Origin of the sequence: Rhodovulum marinum, assembly GCF_004343075.1 — a bacterium.
Classification (GTDB): Bacteria; Pseudomonadota; Alphaproteobacteria; order Rhodobacterales; family Rhodobacteraceae; genus Rhodovulum; species Rhodovulum marinum.
The window spans coordinates 488,435-501,316 of the sequence record NZ_SLXP01000001.1 but is presented as its reverse complement, the minus strand read 5'-3'; the positions used below and the strand labels follow the sequence as shown (position 1 = coordinate 501,316).

At 66.1% G+C, this 12,882-nt stretch carries 14 protein-coding genes; 7 read left to right on the top strand and 7 right to left on the bottom strand.

What is annotated here, in order from left to right; all coding sequences use genetic code 11:
- Window positions 1–5: 5 nt before the first annotated feature.
- Window positions 6–2,198, top strand: coding sequence for a heavy metal translocating P-type ATPase (locus tag EV662_RS02435; RefSeq protein ID WP_132460526.1), 2,193 nt, complete (start codon window positions 6–8; stop codon window positions 2,196–2,198).
- Window positions 2,199–2,203: 5 nt separating this feature from the next.
- Entirely contained in the window at window positions 2,204–2,362 is a 159-nt protein-coding gene (ccoS, locus tag EV662_RS02430; protein WP_132460525.1) for a cbb3-type cytochrome oxidase assembly protein CcoS, read from the top strand.
- A gap of 75 nt (window positions 2,363–2,437) precedes the next feature.
- Here ccoS and EV662_RS02425 read toward each other — a convergent pair whose 3' ends face one another.
- Window positions 2,438–3,838 (bottom strand): D-alanyl-D-alanine carboxypeptidase family protein, encoded by a 1,401-nt coding sequence (locus tag EV662_RS02425; RefSeq protein ID WP_243695744.1) that lies wholly within the window; start codon window positions 3,836–3,838, stop codon window positions 2,438–2,440.
- A 247-nt stretch (window positions 3,839–4,085) separates the two neighbouring features.
- Entirely contained in the window at window positions 4,086–4,787 is a 702-nt protein-coding gene (locus EV662_RS02420) for an HAD family hydrolase (RefSeq protein WP_132460523.1), read from the bottom strand.
- A 124-nt stretch (window positions 4,788–4,911) separates the two neighbouring features.
- Here EV662_RS02420 and clpS point away from each other — a divergent pair, with 124 nt between their 5' ends.
- From clpS to EV662_RS02405, 3 genes are read left to right on the top strand one after another with little or no spacing between them, the layout of a single operon-like run.
- Window positions 4,912–5,232, top strand: coding sequence for an ATP-dependent Clp protease adapter ClpS (gene clpS, locus EV662_RS02415; protein WP_132460685.1), 321 nt, complete (start codon window positions 4,912–4,914; stop codon window positions 5,230–5,232).
- A 16-nt stretch (window positions 5,233–5,248) separates the two neighbouring features.
- Window positions 5,249–6,259 (top strand): class I SAM-dependent methyltransferase, encoded by a 1,011-nt coding sequence (locus tag EV662_RS02410; RefSeq protein WP_132460522.1) that lies wholly within the window; start codon window positions 5,249–5,251, stop codon window positions 6,257–6,259.
- Window positions 6,260–6,299: 40 nt separating this feature from the next.
- On the top strand, window positions 6,300–7,109 hold the full coding sequence (locus EV662_RS02405; RefSeq protein WP_132460521.1) for an SDR family NAD(P)-dependent oxidoreductase: 810 nt from the start codon (window positions 6,300–6,302) through the stop codon (window positions 7,107–7,109).
- A 69-nt stretch (window positions 7,110–7,178) separates the two neighbouring features.
- Here EV662_RS02405 and EV662_RS02400 read toward each other — a convergent pair whose 3' ends face one another.
- Complete coding sequence (locus EV662_RS02400; protein ID WP_132460520.1) at window positions 7,179–7,571, bottom strand: hypothetical protein; 393 nt, start codon at window positions 7,569–7,571, stop codon at window positions 7,179–7,181.
- Window positions 7,572–7,692: 121 nt separating this feature from the next.
- On the opposite strand from EV662_RS02400, the gene hemF reads away from it, so the two are divergent.
- Window positions 7,693–8,586: an oxygen-dependent coproporphyrinogen oxidase gene (hemF, locus tag EV662_RS02395; RefSeq protein ID WP_132460519.1), complete on the top strand. Its 894-nt coding sequence runs from the start codon at window positions 7,693–7,695 to the stop codon at window positions 8,584–8,586.
- Window positions 8,587–8,611: 25 nt separating this feature from the next.
- On the opposite strand, the gene EV662_RS02390 is transcribed toward hemF, so the two are convergent.
- The 3 genes from EV662_RS02390 to hemE all read right to left on the bottom strand — a co-directional run bounded on the left by EV662_RS02390 (window position 8,612) and on the right by hemE (window position 11,492).
- Window positions 8,612–9,163 carry a transglutaminase-like cysteine peptidase gene (locus EV662_RS02390; protein ID WP_165915489.1) on the bottom strand — a complete coding sequence of 184 codons (552 nt, stop codon included), beginning with the start codon at window positions 9,161–9,163 and terminating at the stop codon, window positions 8,612–8,614.
- A gap of 540 nt (window positions 9,164–9,703) precedes the next feature.
- Window positions 9,704–10,234 carry a hypothetical protein gene (locus tag EV662_RS19710; protein WP_207903575.1) on the bottom strand — a complete coding sequence of 177 codons (531 nt, stop codon included), beginning with the start codon at window positions 10,232–10,234 and terminating at the stop codon, window positions 9,704–9,706.
- 226 nt (window positions 10,235–10,460) lie between these two features.
- Window positions 10,461–11,492, bottom strand: a complete 1,032-nt coding sequence (gene hemE, locus EV662_RS02380) for a uroporphyrinogen decarboxylase (RefSeq protein WP_132460517.1) — start codon at window positions 11,490–11,492, stop codon at window positions 10,461–10,463.
- A 104-nt stretch (window positions 11,493–11,596) separates the two neighbouring features.
- Between hemE and hemC the strand changes: the two genes are divergently transcribed.
- A complete protein-coding gene (gene hemC / locus EV662_RS02375) occupies window positions 11,597–12,547 on the top strand; it encodes a hydroxymethylbilane synthase (protein WP_132460516.1) in 951 nt (316 codons plus the stop codon).
- Window positions 12,548–12,567: 20 nt separating this feature from the next.
- On the opposite strand, the gene EV662_RS02370 is transcribed toward hemC, so the two are convergent.
- On the bottom strand, window positions 12,568–12,807 hold the full coding sequence (locus EV662_RS02370) for a hypothetical protein (RefSeq protein WP_132460515.1): 240 nt from the start codon (window positions 12,805–12,807) through the stop codon (window positions 12,568–12,570).
- Between the last annotated feature and the right edge of the window lie 75 nt (window positions 12,808–12,882).

The window sequence follows — 12,882 nt, the reverse complement described above, 5'->3', positions numbered from 1 at the left end:
GGGCCATGACCGCGGCGTTTCCCGCCCGACCGTCAGCCTGCCCGGCCTGTGCCGTTGCTCCCTCGGCCGAGGCTTTGGCCGAGACAAGCGCACCCAGGGAAGCGCGGTTGTTCCTGTCTTTGCCCACGATCCATTGCGCGGGCTGCATCTCGGCGGTGGAGCGCGCGCTGCATGCCACGCCGGGCGTGCGCGCGGCGCGGGTGAACCTGACCTTGAAACGTGTAGCCGTCGAGGCCGACCCGGAGGTGATGGCCGACGACCTTGTCCGCGTGCTCGAAGGCATCGGCTACGAAGCGCATGAACTGGATGCGGGCGTGATCGCGGCGACCGCAACCGACAAGGCTGGGCGCGACCTGTTGATGCGAATCGCGGTGTCGGGCTTCGCGATGATGAACGTGATGCTGCTGTCGGTCGCGGTATGGTCGGGGGCCACGGATTTCACCCGCGACATGTTCCACTGGATCTCGGCCATGATCGCGCTGCCGACCATCGCCTTTGCCGCGCAGCCCTTTTTCCGCAATGCCCTGTCTGTGCTGAAGCACGCACGGCTGAACATGGATGTGCCGATCTCGCTGGCGATCATCCTGGCGGCGGGGATGTCGCTGTATGAAACCGCCCAGCACGGGCCCCACGCCTATTTCGACGCCGCGCTTTCCTTGACCTTCTTCCTTCTTGCGGGCCGCTACCTCGACCATCGGACCCGTGCCGTGGCACGCTCGGCGGCCGAGGAACTGGCCGCGCTCGAGGTACCGCGTGCGCTGCGCCTGCGCGCAGACGGCACCGAGGAGACCGTGCCCATCGCAGAGATCGCGCCCGGCGACCGGGTGCGGGTCAAGCCCGGCGCGCGGGTACCTGTCGACGGGGTGGTTGCAGAGGGACAATCTGAAATCGACCGCTCGCTTCTGACCGGAGAAAGCCTGCCGGCCTTCGCCGGGCCGGGCATGGCGTTGTCGGCGGGCGAGGTGAACCTGACCGGGCCGCTTGTCGTCACCGTGACGGCCGCGGGCGAGGACAGCTCGCTTAACCGTATGGCCGACCTGGTGGCCGTCGCAGAAAGCTCGAAGAACCGTTACACCTCGTTGGCCGATCGGGCGGCACGCATCTACGCGCCGGGTGTTCATCTGCTGGCTCTGGCGGCGTTCCTTGGCTGGCTCTGGATCTCGGGCGGAGACATGCGGCTGGCGATCAACATTGCGGTTGCTGTGCTGATCATCACTTGCCCGTGCGCCCTGGGCCTTGCGGTGCCCGCGGTCACCACTGCCGCCTCGGGGCGCTTGTTCAAGCGGGGCATGTTGATCAAGGACGGCACGGCGCTGGAACGTCTTGCCGAGATCGACACAGTGGTGTTCGACAAGACCGGCACGCTGACGCTGGGCACGCCCGAGCCCACGAACTTGGGTGATCATGCCCGCCGCGATCTGGAAATCGCGCTTGCCCTCGCCGAGGGGTCCGCGCACCCGCTGGCGCGTGCGCTGGCCGATGCGGCACGCAAGGCCGGCGTTCATCCCGTTCCTCTCACGGACATTCGCGAAGTGCCCGGTCACGGCGTCGAGGGCGTGCTGGGCGGCAAGATCGTGCGGTTCGGCCGCCCGGCCTGGGTCGGGGCCGAAGCAGGAGATCAGACCGCAGCCTGGCTGCGCGTGGGCGACGCGCGGCCCGTGGCGTTCACCTTTGCCGATCGGCTGCGCCCCGGCGCCGAAGAGGCCGTTGCACGGCTGCGGGCGCAAGGGCTGGCCGTGCGGCTGGTGTCGGGCGACACACCGGCGCCGGTCGCCGACCTCGCGGCACGGCTTGGAATCGAGGACTGGACCGCCGAGGCGCTGCCCGGGGAAAAGGCCGCTCTGGTTCAGGCGCTGGGTGAGGCGGGGGCCAAGGTGCTCATGGTGGGCGACGGGCTGAACGACACCGCCGCACTTGCCGCGGCGCATGCCTCGGTCTCGCCCGCCACGGCGCTGGACGCGGCGCGTGTTGCCTCGGACATCGTTCTTCTGGGATCGGACCTTGCGCCCCTGGGCGAGGCGGTGACGACGGCCCGAAAGGCGACCCGCCGTATCCACGAGAATTTCGCGGTCTCGGCGCTTTACAACCTGATCGCCGTGCCAATCGCGCTTTTGGGGTTCGCGACGCCGCTGGCCGCCGCCCTGGCAATGTCGGCCTCGTCGATCACGGTTTCCCTGAACGCCCTTCGGCTTAGGTGACGGCGATGGAGGTGTTGGCCTTTCTCATCCCGATCGCGCTGTTTCTCGGCGGGCTAGGGCTTGGCGCCTTCTTCTGGGCGTTGAAGACGCGCCAATTCGACGACCCCGAAGGCGATTCCCGGCGTATACTGACGGACGACTGGGACGACCGGCCAAAACCCTGAGCCGTCAGGCTCGCCGTGCGTTGGCCCCGCCCCCGCGGATCGTTTCACCAACCCACGCGGGATGAGCGTGTGGGATCACGACCGGGGGCCGATCGTGATGCATTCGGTGCCATGGGATTGCAGCCGACGGCAGGCCAGCGCCGCTTCTTCCTCGGTCATGCCGACGAAATTCGCCTCGAATCCACGCCGGTTCTGCACAACCTTGCGCAAGGCCAAGTCGAGCGTGCCGAGTTCCTGCAAGGCGGTTTTCAGCAAGACCCGTTCGGCCTTGTAGCGTGACCCATAGCGCCCGACATTGATACCCCAGTGCCGTCCACCGGAAGATGACAGCCGAGTGACGACTTCCTGCCCGGTATCGGCGGGTGCGGTCGTCATTGTCGGTATGGACGGCGGGGTGGGATCGACGGCCGTACTTGCCGCAGCGACCATCAGGCCCTCAGGGCGGGGCCGTGGAGAAATGGTGGGCACATTTGCTTTCGGTGCGGCGTCTGCCATGGCGCCAGTCGCCAATTCCGCGTGTGCGGCCTCCAATGCGGTTTCGACGCTTTCGGCCACCGCGGCAAGCAGCGTCTCCGGCGGTTCGGGGATGGGCCGGCGCGGTGGCCGCGGCGATGCCGTAAGGGCCATCGAAGCACGGCTTGTCCGGCCGGCGGCATCGGGCCCATCTGCCCCGGCCACGTAGACGGGTTTCGCCGGCTTGCGCACGGCAACACGGCTGGGTGCGCGCTGAAAGCCAAGGTCCAGAAGTTCCGCCACCTGGGCGTTTCGGGCTGCCGAGGATCGGCCACCGAAGACTGTGGCGATAATCCGTTCGCCGCCGCGTTCGGCCGAGGCCACCAGGTTGAAACCGGCGGCGCGCGTGTAACCCGTCTTGATCCCGTCCGCCCCACGATAGCTGGACAGGAACCGGCGGTTGGTGTTCGACACGGTGCGGATGCCCGCATCCGTCGTCTGCCGTGAGAACAGGTTGTAATACTCCGGGTAGTCGTAGAACAGATGCCGGCCCAGGGTGGTCATGTCGCGCGCCGTGGACAGGTGACCCTCTTCGGTCAGACCATGGGCGTTTCTGAAGGTCGTGCGCGACATTCCAAGCGCCTTGGCGGTGCGGTTCATGCGCCGGGCAAAGGCGGCCTCGGACCCTTCGATTGCCTCGCCGATGGCGGTGGCGGCGTCATTGGCCGATTTCACCGCCGCGCCGCGGATCAGGTACCGAAGCTTGATCTTTTGCCCCGGGCGAAGCCCCAGTTTCGACGGCGGTTCCGAAGCAGCCTTTTTCGAGATCGTCACCAAGGAGTCGAGGCTGATCTCGCCATGCTCGATTGCCTCGAAGGCGATGTAGAGCGTCATCATCTTGGTCAGCGAGGCCGGGTGCAGACGCGTATCGGCATTCCGCGCATGCAGAACCTCGCCCGTACGGGCGTCGATCACCATGGCAGCCTGAGGTGCGGCCCGCGCACCATCGGTGAATACCGCCATGGCGATTGCGACCATGGATAGAAATAGTACGCGCCGGACGTACTGCCCCAAACGTTGCACGTCGCTTGCCTTTTCACTGCCTCTCGTCGCCCGGTTTTTTGTGGTGGGCGATCACTGCACGAAAAACCGTAGCACAGGCGTCAGGCCTGGAAAACTCCCGTATTTCGGGGAGACCCACGGGTAAAGGAAAGGTTGATCGAGATATGGCGTCGGCGTAGGCGAGCCCCACTATTCCTGCTATTTCAACCTAACCAAGCGTGTTGATCAGCGCGGGCAATTCTCCGAGGTGTTGCAGTTCGGCAAACCGTGCATGGCCCAGGGGGGGCTCGGCATGTTCCAGTTCCCAGGTCAGGTCATGGGGCACGAACACGCCCCAGGCACCGGCCTCGATGGCCGGGATCACGTCGGACCGCAACGAGTTGCCAACCATTACCGACCGGCCCGCGCCCTCTCCGTGGCGGGCAAAGATCGCCTCGTAGCGCGGCGCGGTCTTGTCCGAGACGATCTCGACCCCGTCGAACAGGTCGCCCAGCCCCGATTGCGCCAGTTTGCGTTCCTGGTCGAGCAGATCGCCCTTGGTGATCAGCAGGATGCGGAACTCGTCGGCCAGCGCCTGGACCGCGTCGCGGGCATGGGGCATCAACTCGATCGGGTGGCGCAGCATCTCTTGCCCGGCTTCCAGCAATTCGCGGATCACGCGTGCCGGGACACGGTCCTCGGTCACCTCGATGGCGGTTTCGATCATCGACAGGACGAAGCCCTTGATGCCGAATCCATAGTGACCGAGGTTGCGGATTTCGGCCGCAAGCAAGCGGTCCATAAGGTGGTCGGGTTCTGCAAAATCGGCCAGAAGCTGGGCGAATCGCTCTTGGGTCATGCGAAAGAAACGCTCGTTCTGCCAAAGCGTATCGTCCGCGTCGAAACCGATAGTGGTGATCGCCGTTGCCATGCGAGCCCATGCCTCCCATGCTCGGCCCTTTTCAGACGGGCCGCGCCGCATATATAAAGACGCTCAAGCCGAACACCACCCGAAACGCCGGAGACGGGCAGCCGTGACCACCGACCCTCGACTGATGGCCGACAAGGGTGACGACCCCGAGGGCGAAACCGGGGTCATCACCAAGACCAAGCCGAAGACCCAGCGCCCGCCGCTTTACAAGGTTCTTCTGCTGAACGACGACTACACGCCGATGGAGTTCGTCGTGCACGTGCTCGAGCGGTTCTTCGGGATGAGCCATGCCCAGGCCTTCGAACTGATGCTGGTCGTCCACAAGAAGGGGGTGGCCGTCGTGGGGGTGTTCAGCTTCGAGGTGGCCGAGACCAAGGTGGCGCAGGTGATGGATTTCGCCCGTCGTCACCAGCACCCGCTGCAATGCACCATGGAAAAGGAATAAGGGCCGCGGCCCGCCCATGTCGGACGCTCGCCTGACCCTTGCGCTGGAAAGCGGTGCCGTGGCCTTGCCCGAGGTTGGGCGGATCGCGGTTTTCGGACCGTCCGCCGAGGCAGACCTTTCGGCATTGCCGAAAGACCGCGTCCAGATCATTCAGGGCTTTGCCCCCGATCACGCAGCCTGGGCCGCGCGCGGTTGGGCGGTGGCCATTGCACCAGAAGGCGATTTCGCGGCGGCGGTGATCTGTGTGCCGCGGTCCAAGGCGCTGGCCCGGGCGTGGGTGGCCGAGGCGCTGGCCCGTACGGGGGGCGGCCCGGTGATTATAGATGGGGCCAAGACCGACGGCGTGGACAGTCTGCTGAAGGCTTGCCGGGCGATGGGTGGCGAGGTGACTGCCCCCTTCGCCAAGGCGCATGGCAAGAGCTTCGTCCTGGCCGGTGACACGGCGGCGTTTTCCGACTGGCGCCCGGGCGAAGGGCGGCTGATCGAAGGGCGCTACCGGACGGCGCCGGGCGTGTTCTCGGCGGACGGGGTGGATCGTGGCTCGGCCCTGTTGCTGGCGGCGTTGCCCGCGAAACTGAAAGGGCGGGTTGCCGATCTTGGGGCCGGCTGGGGCTATCTCGCGGGCGAGGCGCTGGCCGCCCATCCCGAAATCACCGAGATGCACCTGGTCGAAGCCGATCACGCCGCGTTGACCTGTGTGCAGGCCAACGTCCCCGATCCGCGGGCGCGGTTCCACTGGGTCGATGCCACCGCGTTCAAGGCCGGGGCCGCGTTCGACATCGTGCTGGCCAACCCGCCTTTTCACACCTCGCGCGCCGCCGACCCGGCATTGGGCCGGGCCTTTCTGGCCGCAGCGGCGCGCCTTTTGGCGCCCCATGGCCAGGCCTTCGTCGTTGCCAACCGTCATCTGCCCTATGAACGCGACCTTGCCGCGTTGTTCGCCGAGGTACACGAGATCGGCGGCGATGCGGGCTTCAAGGTGCTGCACGCGACGCGGCCGCGCCGGCCGGGTCGCGGGGGGCGTTGAAATCGCCTAGGTTTGGCGCTCGAATCGGGAGAGTTTCCGCATGTCGTTTTCCATTTCAGGCAAGACCGCCATCGTGACAGGGGCGGCCAACGGCGTTGGTCTGGCCATCGCGCGGCATTTCGTGGACCGTGGCGCCAAGGTGATGCTGGCCGATATCGACGAGGAACGGCTTGTCGACGAATGCGGCAAGGACACCGAGGCCGAGGGCACGATGCGCTATTTCGCGGGCGATCTGCGCGAGCGGCTGACCGTGGCGAACCTGTTGTCGGCGACGATCGACGCCTTCGACCGGATCGACATCCTGGTGAACGCCAGCCGGCAGATGGTCGCCTCGGACCCGCTTGACCCGGATCAGGACGCGGTCGAACAACTGCTGCAGCAGAACGTGATGACCGGCCTGCGCCTGTCGCAGATCGTCGCCCGGCGGATGATTCGCCAGGCAGAGGAGGACGGGCTGGAAGAGGGCTCGGCCGGGGCGATCGTGAACCTGTCGTCCATTGCCGCGCGGCGCACCCATCCCGAGTTGCTGGGATATTCGGTCAGTTGCGCCGCCCTAGACCAGTTGACCCGCTCGATGGCGGTGGCGCTGGCCCCGCACCGGATCCGGGTGAACGCGGTGGCGTTCGGTTCGGTGCTTTCGGCAAGCCTTCAGGGCGTGCTGAAGGACCATGCCGAATACCGCGACGATATTCGCGACCACACGCCGCTGGGCCGGATCGCCAAACCCTCGGAACTGGCAGAGGCGGTGCAGTTTCTCGCTTCGGACGGGGCGCAGTTCATCACCGGGCAGATCGTGACGGTGGATGGCGGGCGTACGCTTCTGGACCCTGTGAACGCACCGGCGCACTGACGCCGATCTGTTCTGGCTGGGCAGAGGCCGGTCATTTCGCCAAGAAGAAGAGACATCGCGCCGGGGCGGCTATGCGTCGGGATAGCGGGCGCGGCAGCCCGCTAGGGCGCGGGCTGCCTGTTGGGCGACGTCCCGCCGCTTTGTCTGTAGTTCGGCCAGTTTCTGGCGCTCCGCCCGTAGGTCCACCGCGACGGGGCGGTCGCGGAAGTCGATATCGGGACGGTTGCACCAGACCACGCCGATCCCCTCGTTGTCGCCCAGGCTGTTGGCGTAGCAAAGTTCCAGCCGGGTGCGCCCGTACGGTTCGCGTTCCAGCGCATAGCCGCGGGCGATAGTCTGTTCGGTTTCGCGGATCAGCAAGTCGATCATCTGCAGATCATACAGCGCGTTGCGCTCGCAGGCCTGGCGTGGCGTGGCGCAGGCGGTCAGCGTCACGAGGCAAAGCAGGGCGAGCGCGCGCATCGGGCGATTCCTTTCGTCTTTCCCGGATCATAAGCCCGGCCACACGCATTCCCAAGGCCGCCGGGCGGTAGCGCGGCGCGGGCAAAACTGCTAGGCAACCCGCAGCAGGGGAGACGCGACGATGACAGAACTTTTCGACGACCAGAAGATGCGCGCGGCGGCGTGGTTTCGGGCGCTGCGCGACGAGATCGTGGCCGCCTTCGAGGCGCTGGAGGAGGCCCAGGCGACGGGCCCCTTCAGGGACGCGCCGGCGGGCCGGTTCGAAGTAAGCGAGACGCGGCGCACATCCGAGGATGGGGCGGATGCCGGCGGCGGGCTGATGAGCGTGATGCGCGGCGGGCGTGTCTTCGAGAAGGTCGGCGTCAATGTTTCAACCGTGTTCGGTAAACTGAACCCGCGCGCCCAGTCGGCGATGATGGCCCGCAAGGACATGCCCGGCATGGCCGATGATCCGCGCTTTTGGGCCAGTGGTATCAGCCTTGTGGCCCATATGCAGAACCCGCATACGCCGGCGGTGCATCTGAACACGCGCATGTTCTGGACCCCGCATGGCTGGTGGTTCGGGGGGGGCACCGATTTGAACCCCTGCCGTCCCTACGATGCGGATACCGAGGCGTTCCACGGCGTGCTGAAAGTGCATTGCGACCGGCATGATCTAAGCCATTACCCCCGCTTCAAGGCCTGGGCGGACGAGTATTTCTTTGTCCCGCATCGGGGCCGGGCGCGGGGCGTCGGCGGCATCTTCTTCGACGATCACAATACCGGTGACTGGGAGGCCGATTTCGCCTTTACCCAAGATGTCGGACGGGCGTTCCTGCCCGCATTCGTGCCGTTGGTGGAACGGCGGCGCGACACGGCCTGGACCGACGAGGATCGCGCCGCGCAACTGGTCCATCGGGGATTGTATGCGGAATACAACCTGCTCTACGACCGGGGCACGAAATTCGGGCTTGAGACGGGGCACGACCCGGCTGCGGTGCTGATGAGCATGCCGCCCCTGGCCAGTTGGCCCTGAACCGGACCGGGGTCGCGCGCTGCGCTCAGCCCTTGAATATGCCGCCGGCCAGCACCGCGGTCCAGCGGTGCGGGGCACGCGGGTCCTGGACCTTGAGGAAGGAATAGCCCGTCCGGGACCAATGCAGCATTCGGTCTGTCAGGTTGTCGAGCACGAAGTCGCCCTTGTCCGTCCGCAGCACCAGAACCGCGTGGTTGTTACGCTTGCGATCCAGCACCGTGGCCAACAAAAGCCGGCTCGGGGGCAGGCCTTGGCGGATCAGTTCGGCTTTCTTCAAAAGCGCGATGTCCTCGCAATCTCCGCCACGCGCCGTGGGCAAGGTCCAGAATTCCTCGCGCTGGTATTGCTTGATGTCCTCGATCGGGCGGACGCTGGCATTGATTCGCCGATTGATCTGCTCGGCCAGCCGCACCTCGCCGGGGTTGAGTGCCGCCGAGTGGCCGCGCGCACAGGCCCAGGCGTAGCGGCTGCAGAGCCCTTGTGCGCCGTTTGGCGCCGGCGCAAAGGACTTGCTGCTGAGATGGGCGGTGCCCCCGCGCTCCGCCGCGTGCATGGTCGCGGGCAGGGCGGCAAGCATCAACGCCAGAACTGCGCCGGTGGCGTTCGTACGACGGCTTTGGCGCAGGCCCCGTGCCTCTTCGGCGGGGCCTCGGCGCCGCCTGCCTGCCAGATTTTCGTGTTGCATGATCGTGCCCTTTTCTCCTTGCGGTTGCCCGGGGCGGAGACGTCGCTGGCGTCCGGTGTGAAACCGGCAAAAGGGCATCCCGGCGGAATCCGAGACGGACTCCGCCCTGTCCCGCGCTGCCTCTCGGCGGCGCGGGTCTCGTCAACGCGTTGATCGAGATGCCCTTGGCCTTGCAATGTCAGACCCGTGCGGGGGTCGGATATCGCAATGCCGTAAATAGGTGGTTTTTTTGGGGAGGTATCGTGGCGGCTTTGGGCCTTGCAGGGACTGCAACCAGAGACGGCGCCGGTCCCCCGCGTGGCGGGCTGTGGATCGAAACGAAAAAGGGGCCGCGTGGGCGGCCCCTCTGTTCACGTCATCGTTTTGGCGAACACCTCTTAAACAGCAGACCGGCCGCTCATGGTCCGGCCGAAATTGCCAATCGCTTTAGTCCTAGCTGGGCTGAAGCTCGGGGTCGGTCGGTTCGGGCTCAGGCTCCGGCTCAGGCTCGGGTTCCGGTTCCGGTTCCGGCTGCGGCGGCCTTTCGTTCCGTGCGTTCGGCTGCGGGACGTCGGGTACTCCCCCCCCGCCCGGAACCGTTGCCGTGGCGCCCTCAGTCAGCAGCGCTGCCACTTCAGGGCAGGCCTGACCGAGAGAATTGACAAGGCGCGCAAAGTAGGGCTTCCCGCCCAACTCCTCCATGACGGCCTTCGCGCCGGGGTTCGCCCAGTTGATGCCGCAGAGGGCCGAGGGGCATTGCTCGGTGACATATCGCATGTTCCGGTTGAAGTCGTCCCGGGCTGCCAGCCGCGCCAAAAGACCGTCCGAGGCCGGACTGCTCCAGTTCCAGCTGCACAGGCCCGAGGGCACGGAAATGCTCTCCTGCGCTTTTGCCGTGGTCGCCGTCCCCACGGCGCCGCAAATAAAGGCAACGCCGATCAAGGCCACTGAAGGCATTTTATTCAGATGAGTGCTGATGCTCATGGCGGACCCCCTCTCTGTTGTTTCCGCACCGGATACGAGATGCGCTCTTTACGCGGCATCATGTCATCCGTGGGAACAGGTTCGGCGTCTGCGCCGCTTACGTCAAGGAAAACCGCAGTCAATCGGCTGGGGCGCTGGAGTGCAGGGTGCATGCGCGGGCTACATTCTGACCCCGCCGCGACCGCCGGGCACACCGGCAAAGGGTGCCGCGGCGGTGTCGGTGGCGTCAGCCCCGCAATGCTTCGAGCATGATGTTCACGTTGTCGGGATCGGCATCGGGCGTGATGCCATGGCCCAGGTTGAAGATATGCGGTCCCTTCGAGAAGGCCTGTTTGATCCGCTTGGTCTCGTCGATCAGGGCTTGACCGCCGGTGACCATCAATTTCGGATCCATGTTGCCCTGAACACAGCCGTCGACCTGCACGTTGGCCGCCGCCCAGTCCGCGTCGACCGAGTTGTCCAGCGCGACGCAATCGGCCCCGGTCGCCTTGGCGAAACCGATATAGTGCTCGCCGGCCTCACGCGGGAAGGCGATGCAGGGCAGGCCGGGATGGCGTGATTTCAGTTCCGCGATGATCCGCTTGGTCGGCTCCAGGGCGTAGCGGGCGAAATCGTCGCCCTTCAGCGACCCGGCCCAGCTGTCGAAGATCTTCACGACCTCGGCGCCGGCCTCGACCTGTTTGGACAGGTACTCGATGGTGGACTCCGTCAAGAGGTCGATCAGCGCCTCGAACGTCGCCCGATCCGCCGCCTTGAGCGCATGTGCCGGGCCCTGGTCGGGGGTGCCGCGCCCGGCAATCATGTAGGTGGCGACGGTCCAGGGCGCGCCGGCAAAGCCGATCAACGTGGTCTCGGAGGGAAGTTCGCGCGACAGGATCCGCACGGTTTCATAAACCGGCGCCATGTGGTCGTGGATGTCGTCCTTGCCCTTGAGCGGGGCAAGCCCCTCGGGGCCGGTGATGGTCGAAAGCCGCGGCCCCTCGCCGGTAACGAACCACAGTTCGGCCCCCAGCGCCTGCGGCAGCAGCAGGATATCGGCGAACAGGATCGCCGCGTCGAAACCGTAACGGCGGATCGGTTGAAGCGTCACCTCGGCGGCCAGGTCGGAATTGTAGCACAGCGACAGGAAATCCCCTGCCTCGGCCCGGGTGGCCCGATATTCGGGCAGGTAACGGCCCGCCTGGCGCATCAGCCAGACCGGCGGCACCGCCTGCGTTTCCCCCGCCAGCGACCTCAGAAGTTTTTTGGTTTCCGCCATCGTCTTCCCCGTTTATTGGTGCGGCCTGTCGTCCCCTGCTTGCGTCAGCATGTCAAGACGGGCCGAGTTGTCAGGACGACGTGACGCGATTAGAGGTTTGGCGCATGGCTATCACACTTCCCTCCCCCGCTTCACCCCTCAAGATCGGCACCCGCGGGTCTCCGCTGGCGCTGGCGCAGGCCCATGAAACCCGTGCCCGTCTGATGGCCGCGTTCGATCTGCCCGAAGAGGCGTTCGAGATCGTGGTGATCAACACGATCGCCGACCGGGTGCTGGACCGCGCCTTGAAGGAGATCGGCGGCAAGGGCCTGTTCACCAAGGAAATCGAGGATGCCATGCTGGAGGGGCGCATCGACATCGCGGTGCATTCCACCAAGGACATGGGCGTCGAACAGCCCGAGGGGCTGGTGCTGGACACCTTCCTGCCGCGGGAGGATTTCCGCGACGCCTTCATTTCGCCCAAGGCCAAGGGGATCAAGGACCTGGCGGAGGGGGCGGTCGTTGGCACCTCGTCCCTGCGCCGACGCGCGCAGCTGTTGAACTATCGCCCGGACCTGAAGGTGGTGGAATTCCGCGGTAACGTGCAGACCCGGCTGAAAAAGCTCGACGATGGCGTGGCCGAGGCCACCTTCCTGGCGATGGCCGGGTTGAACCGCCTGGGCATGCAGGAGGTCGCGCAATCGACCATCGAGCCCGAGGAAATGCTGCCGGCCGTCGCCCAGGGTGCCATCGGGATCGAGCATCGGGTGGACGACTCCCAGGCCATCCACATGCTGGAAGCCCTGCACGACAAGGCAACGGGTGAGCAAATGGCCTGTGAACGTGCCTTCCTTGCGGCACTGGACGGGTCGTGCGAAACCCCGATCGGCGGGCTGGCCCGGCACGAGGGCGGCCAGATCTGGCTGCGCGGCGAGATCCTGCGGCCCGACGGGTCCGAATCCATCAAGGGCGAGGACCGCGCCCCCATCGAGGACGCCGCCGAGATGGGCTGGGCCCTTGGAAAGAAGCTGCGCGAGCAAGCGGGCGAAGGCTTCTTCGACTGGCTCGACGACTGATCTTTTCGGGCCGCGGTGGGTTAGCCCTCCGCGGCCCTGACCCGGGCCAACGCCGCCTCGCGGGCGGTCTTGAAGTCGGTCCGCGTTCCCGCGGATTCCGCATTGCGTTCGGTTACGACCTCCATCAGGCGTCGTGCCGTCGCAAGGTTGTCCTCGAGGGCCGTGGCGGAGTCGGCGTCGACCCCGTGCATGACCTCTTCCATCTCTGCAATACGGTCAGACAACTGGTCCTGCAGGACCGCGCAAAGCGCCATCTGCATTCGTCGGCTTTCCAGGGCGACCGCCGTGTCGCCCCTGCCCCCCGTACGGGTCGCGCCTTGACCAGAGGTGCCGGC

Coding starts and splice junctions, on each gene's coding strand:
- EV662_RS02435 (WP_132460526.1), top strand. CDS start 6: ATGACCGCGGCGTTTCCCGCCCGACCGTCAGCCTGCCCGGCCTGTGCC.
- ccoS (WP_132460525.1), top strand. CDS start 2,204: ATGGAGGTGTTGGCCTTTCTCATCCCGATCGCGCTGTTTCTCGGCGGG.
- EV662_RS02425 (WP_243695744.1), bottom strand. CDS start 3,838: ATGGCGGTATTCACCGATGGTGCGCGGGCCGCACCTCAGGCTGCCATG.
- EV662_RS02420 (WP_132460523.1), bottom strand. CDS start 4,787: ATGGCAACGGCGATCACCACTATCGGTTTCGACGCGGACGATACGCTT.
- clpS (WP_132460685.1), top strand. CDS start 4,912: ATGGCCGACAAGGGTGACGACCCCGAGGGCGAAACCGGGGTCATCACC.
- EV662_RS02410 (WP_132460522.1), top strand. CDS start 5,249: ATGTCGGACGCTCGCCTGACCCTTGCGCTGGAAAGCGGTGCCGTGGCC.
- EV662_RS02405 (WP_132460521.1), top strand. CDS start 6,300: ATGTCGTTTTCCATTTCAGGCAAGACCGCCATCGTGACAGGGGCGGCC.
- EV662_RS02400 (WP_132460520.1), bottom strand. CDS start 7,571: ATGCGCGCGCTCGCCCTGCTTTGCCTCGTGACGCTGACCGCCTGCGCC.
- hemF (WP_132460519.1), top strand. CDS start 7,693: ATGACAGAACTTTTCGACGACCAGAAGATGCGCGCGGCGGCGTGGTTT.
- EV662_RS02390 (WP_165915489.1), bottom strand. CDS start 9,163: ATGCTTGCCGCCCTGCCCGCGACCATGCACGCGGCGGAGCGCGGGGGC.
- EV662_RS19710 (WP_207903575.1), bottom strand. CDS start 10,234: ATGAGCATCAGCACTCATCTGAATAAAATGCCTTCAGTGGCCTTGATC.
- hemE (WP_132460517.1), bottom strand. CDS start 11,492: ATGGCGGAAACCAAAAAACTTCTGAGGTCGCTGGCGGGGGAAACGCAG.
- hemC (WP_132460516.1), top strand. CDS start 11,597: ATGGCTATCACACTTCCCTCCCCCGCTTCACCCCTCAAGATCGGCACC.
- EV662_RS02370 (WP_132460515.1), bottom strand. CDS start 12,807: ATGCAGATGGCGCTTTGCGCGGTCCTGCAGGACCAGTTGTCTGACCGT.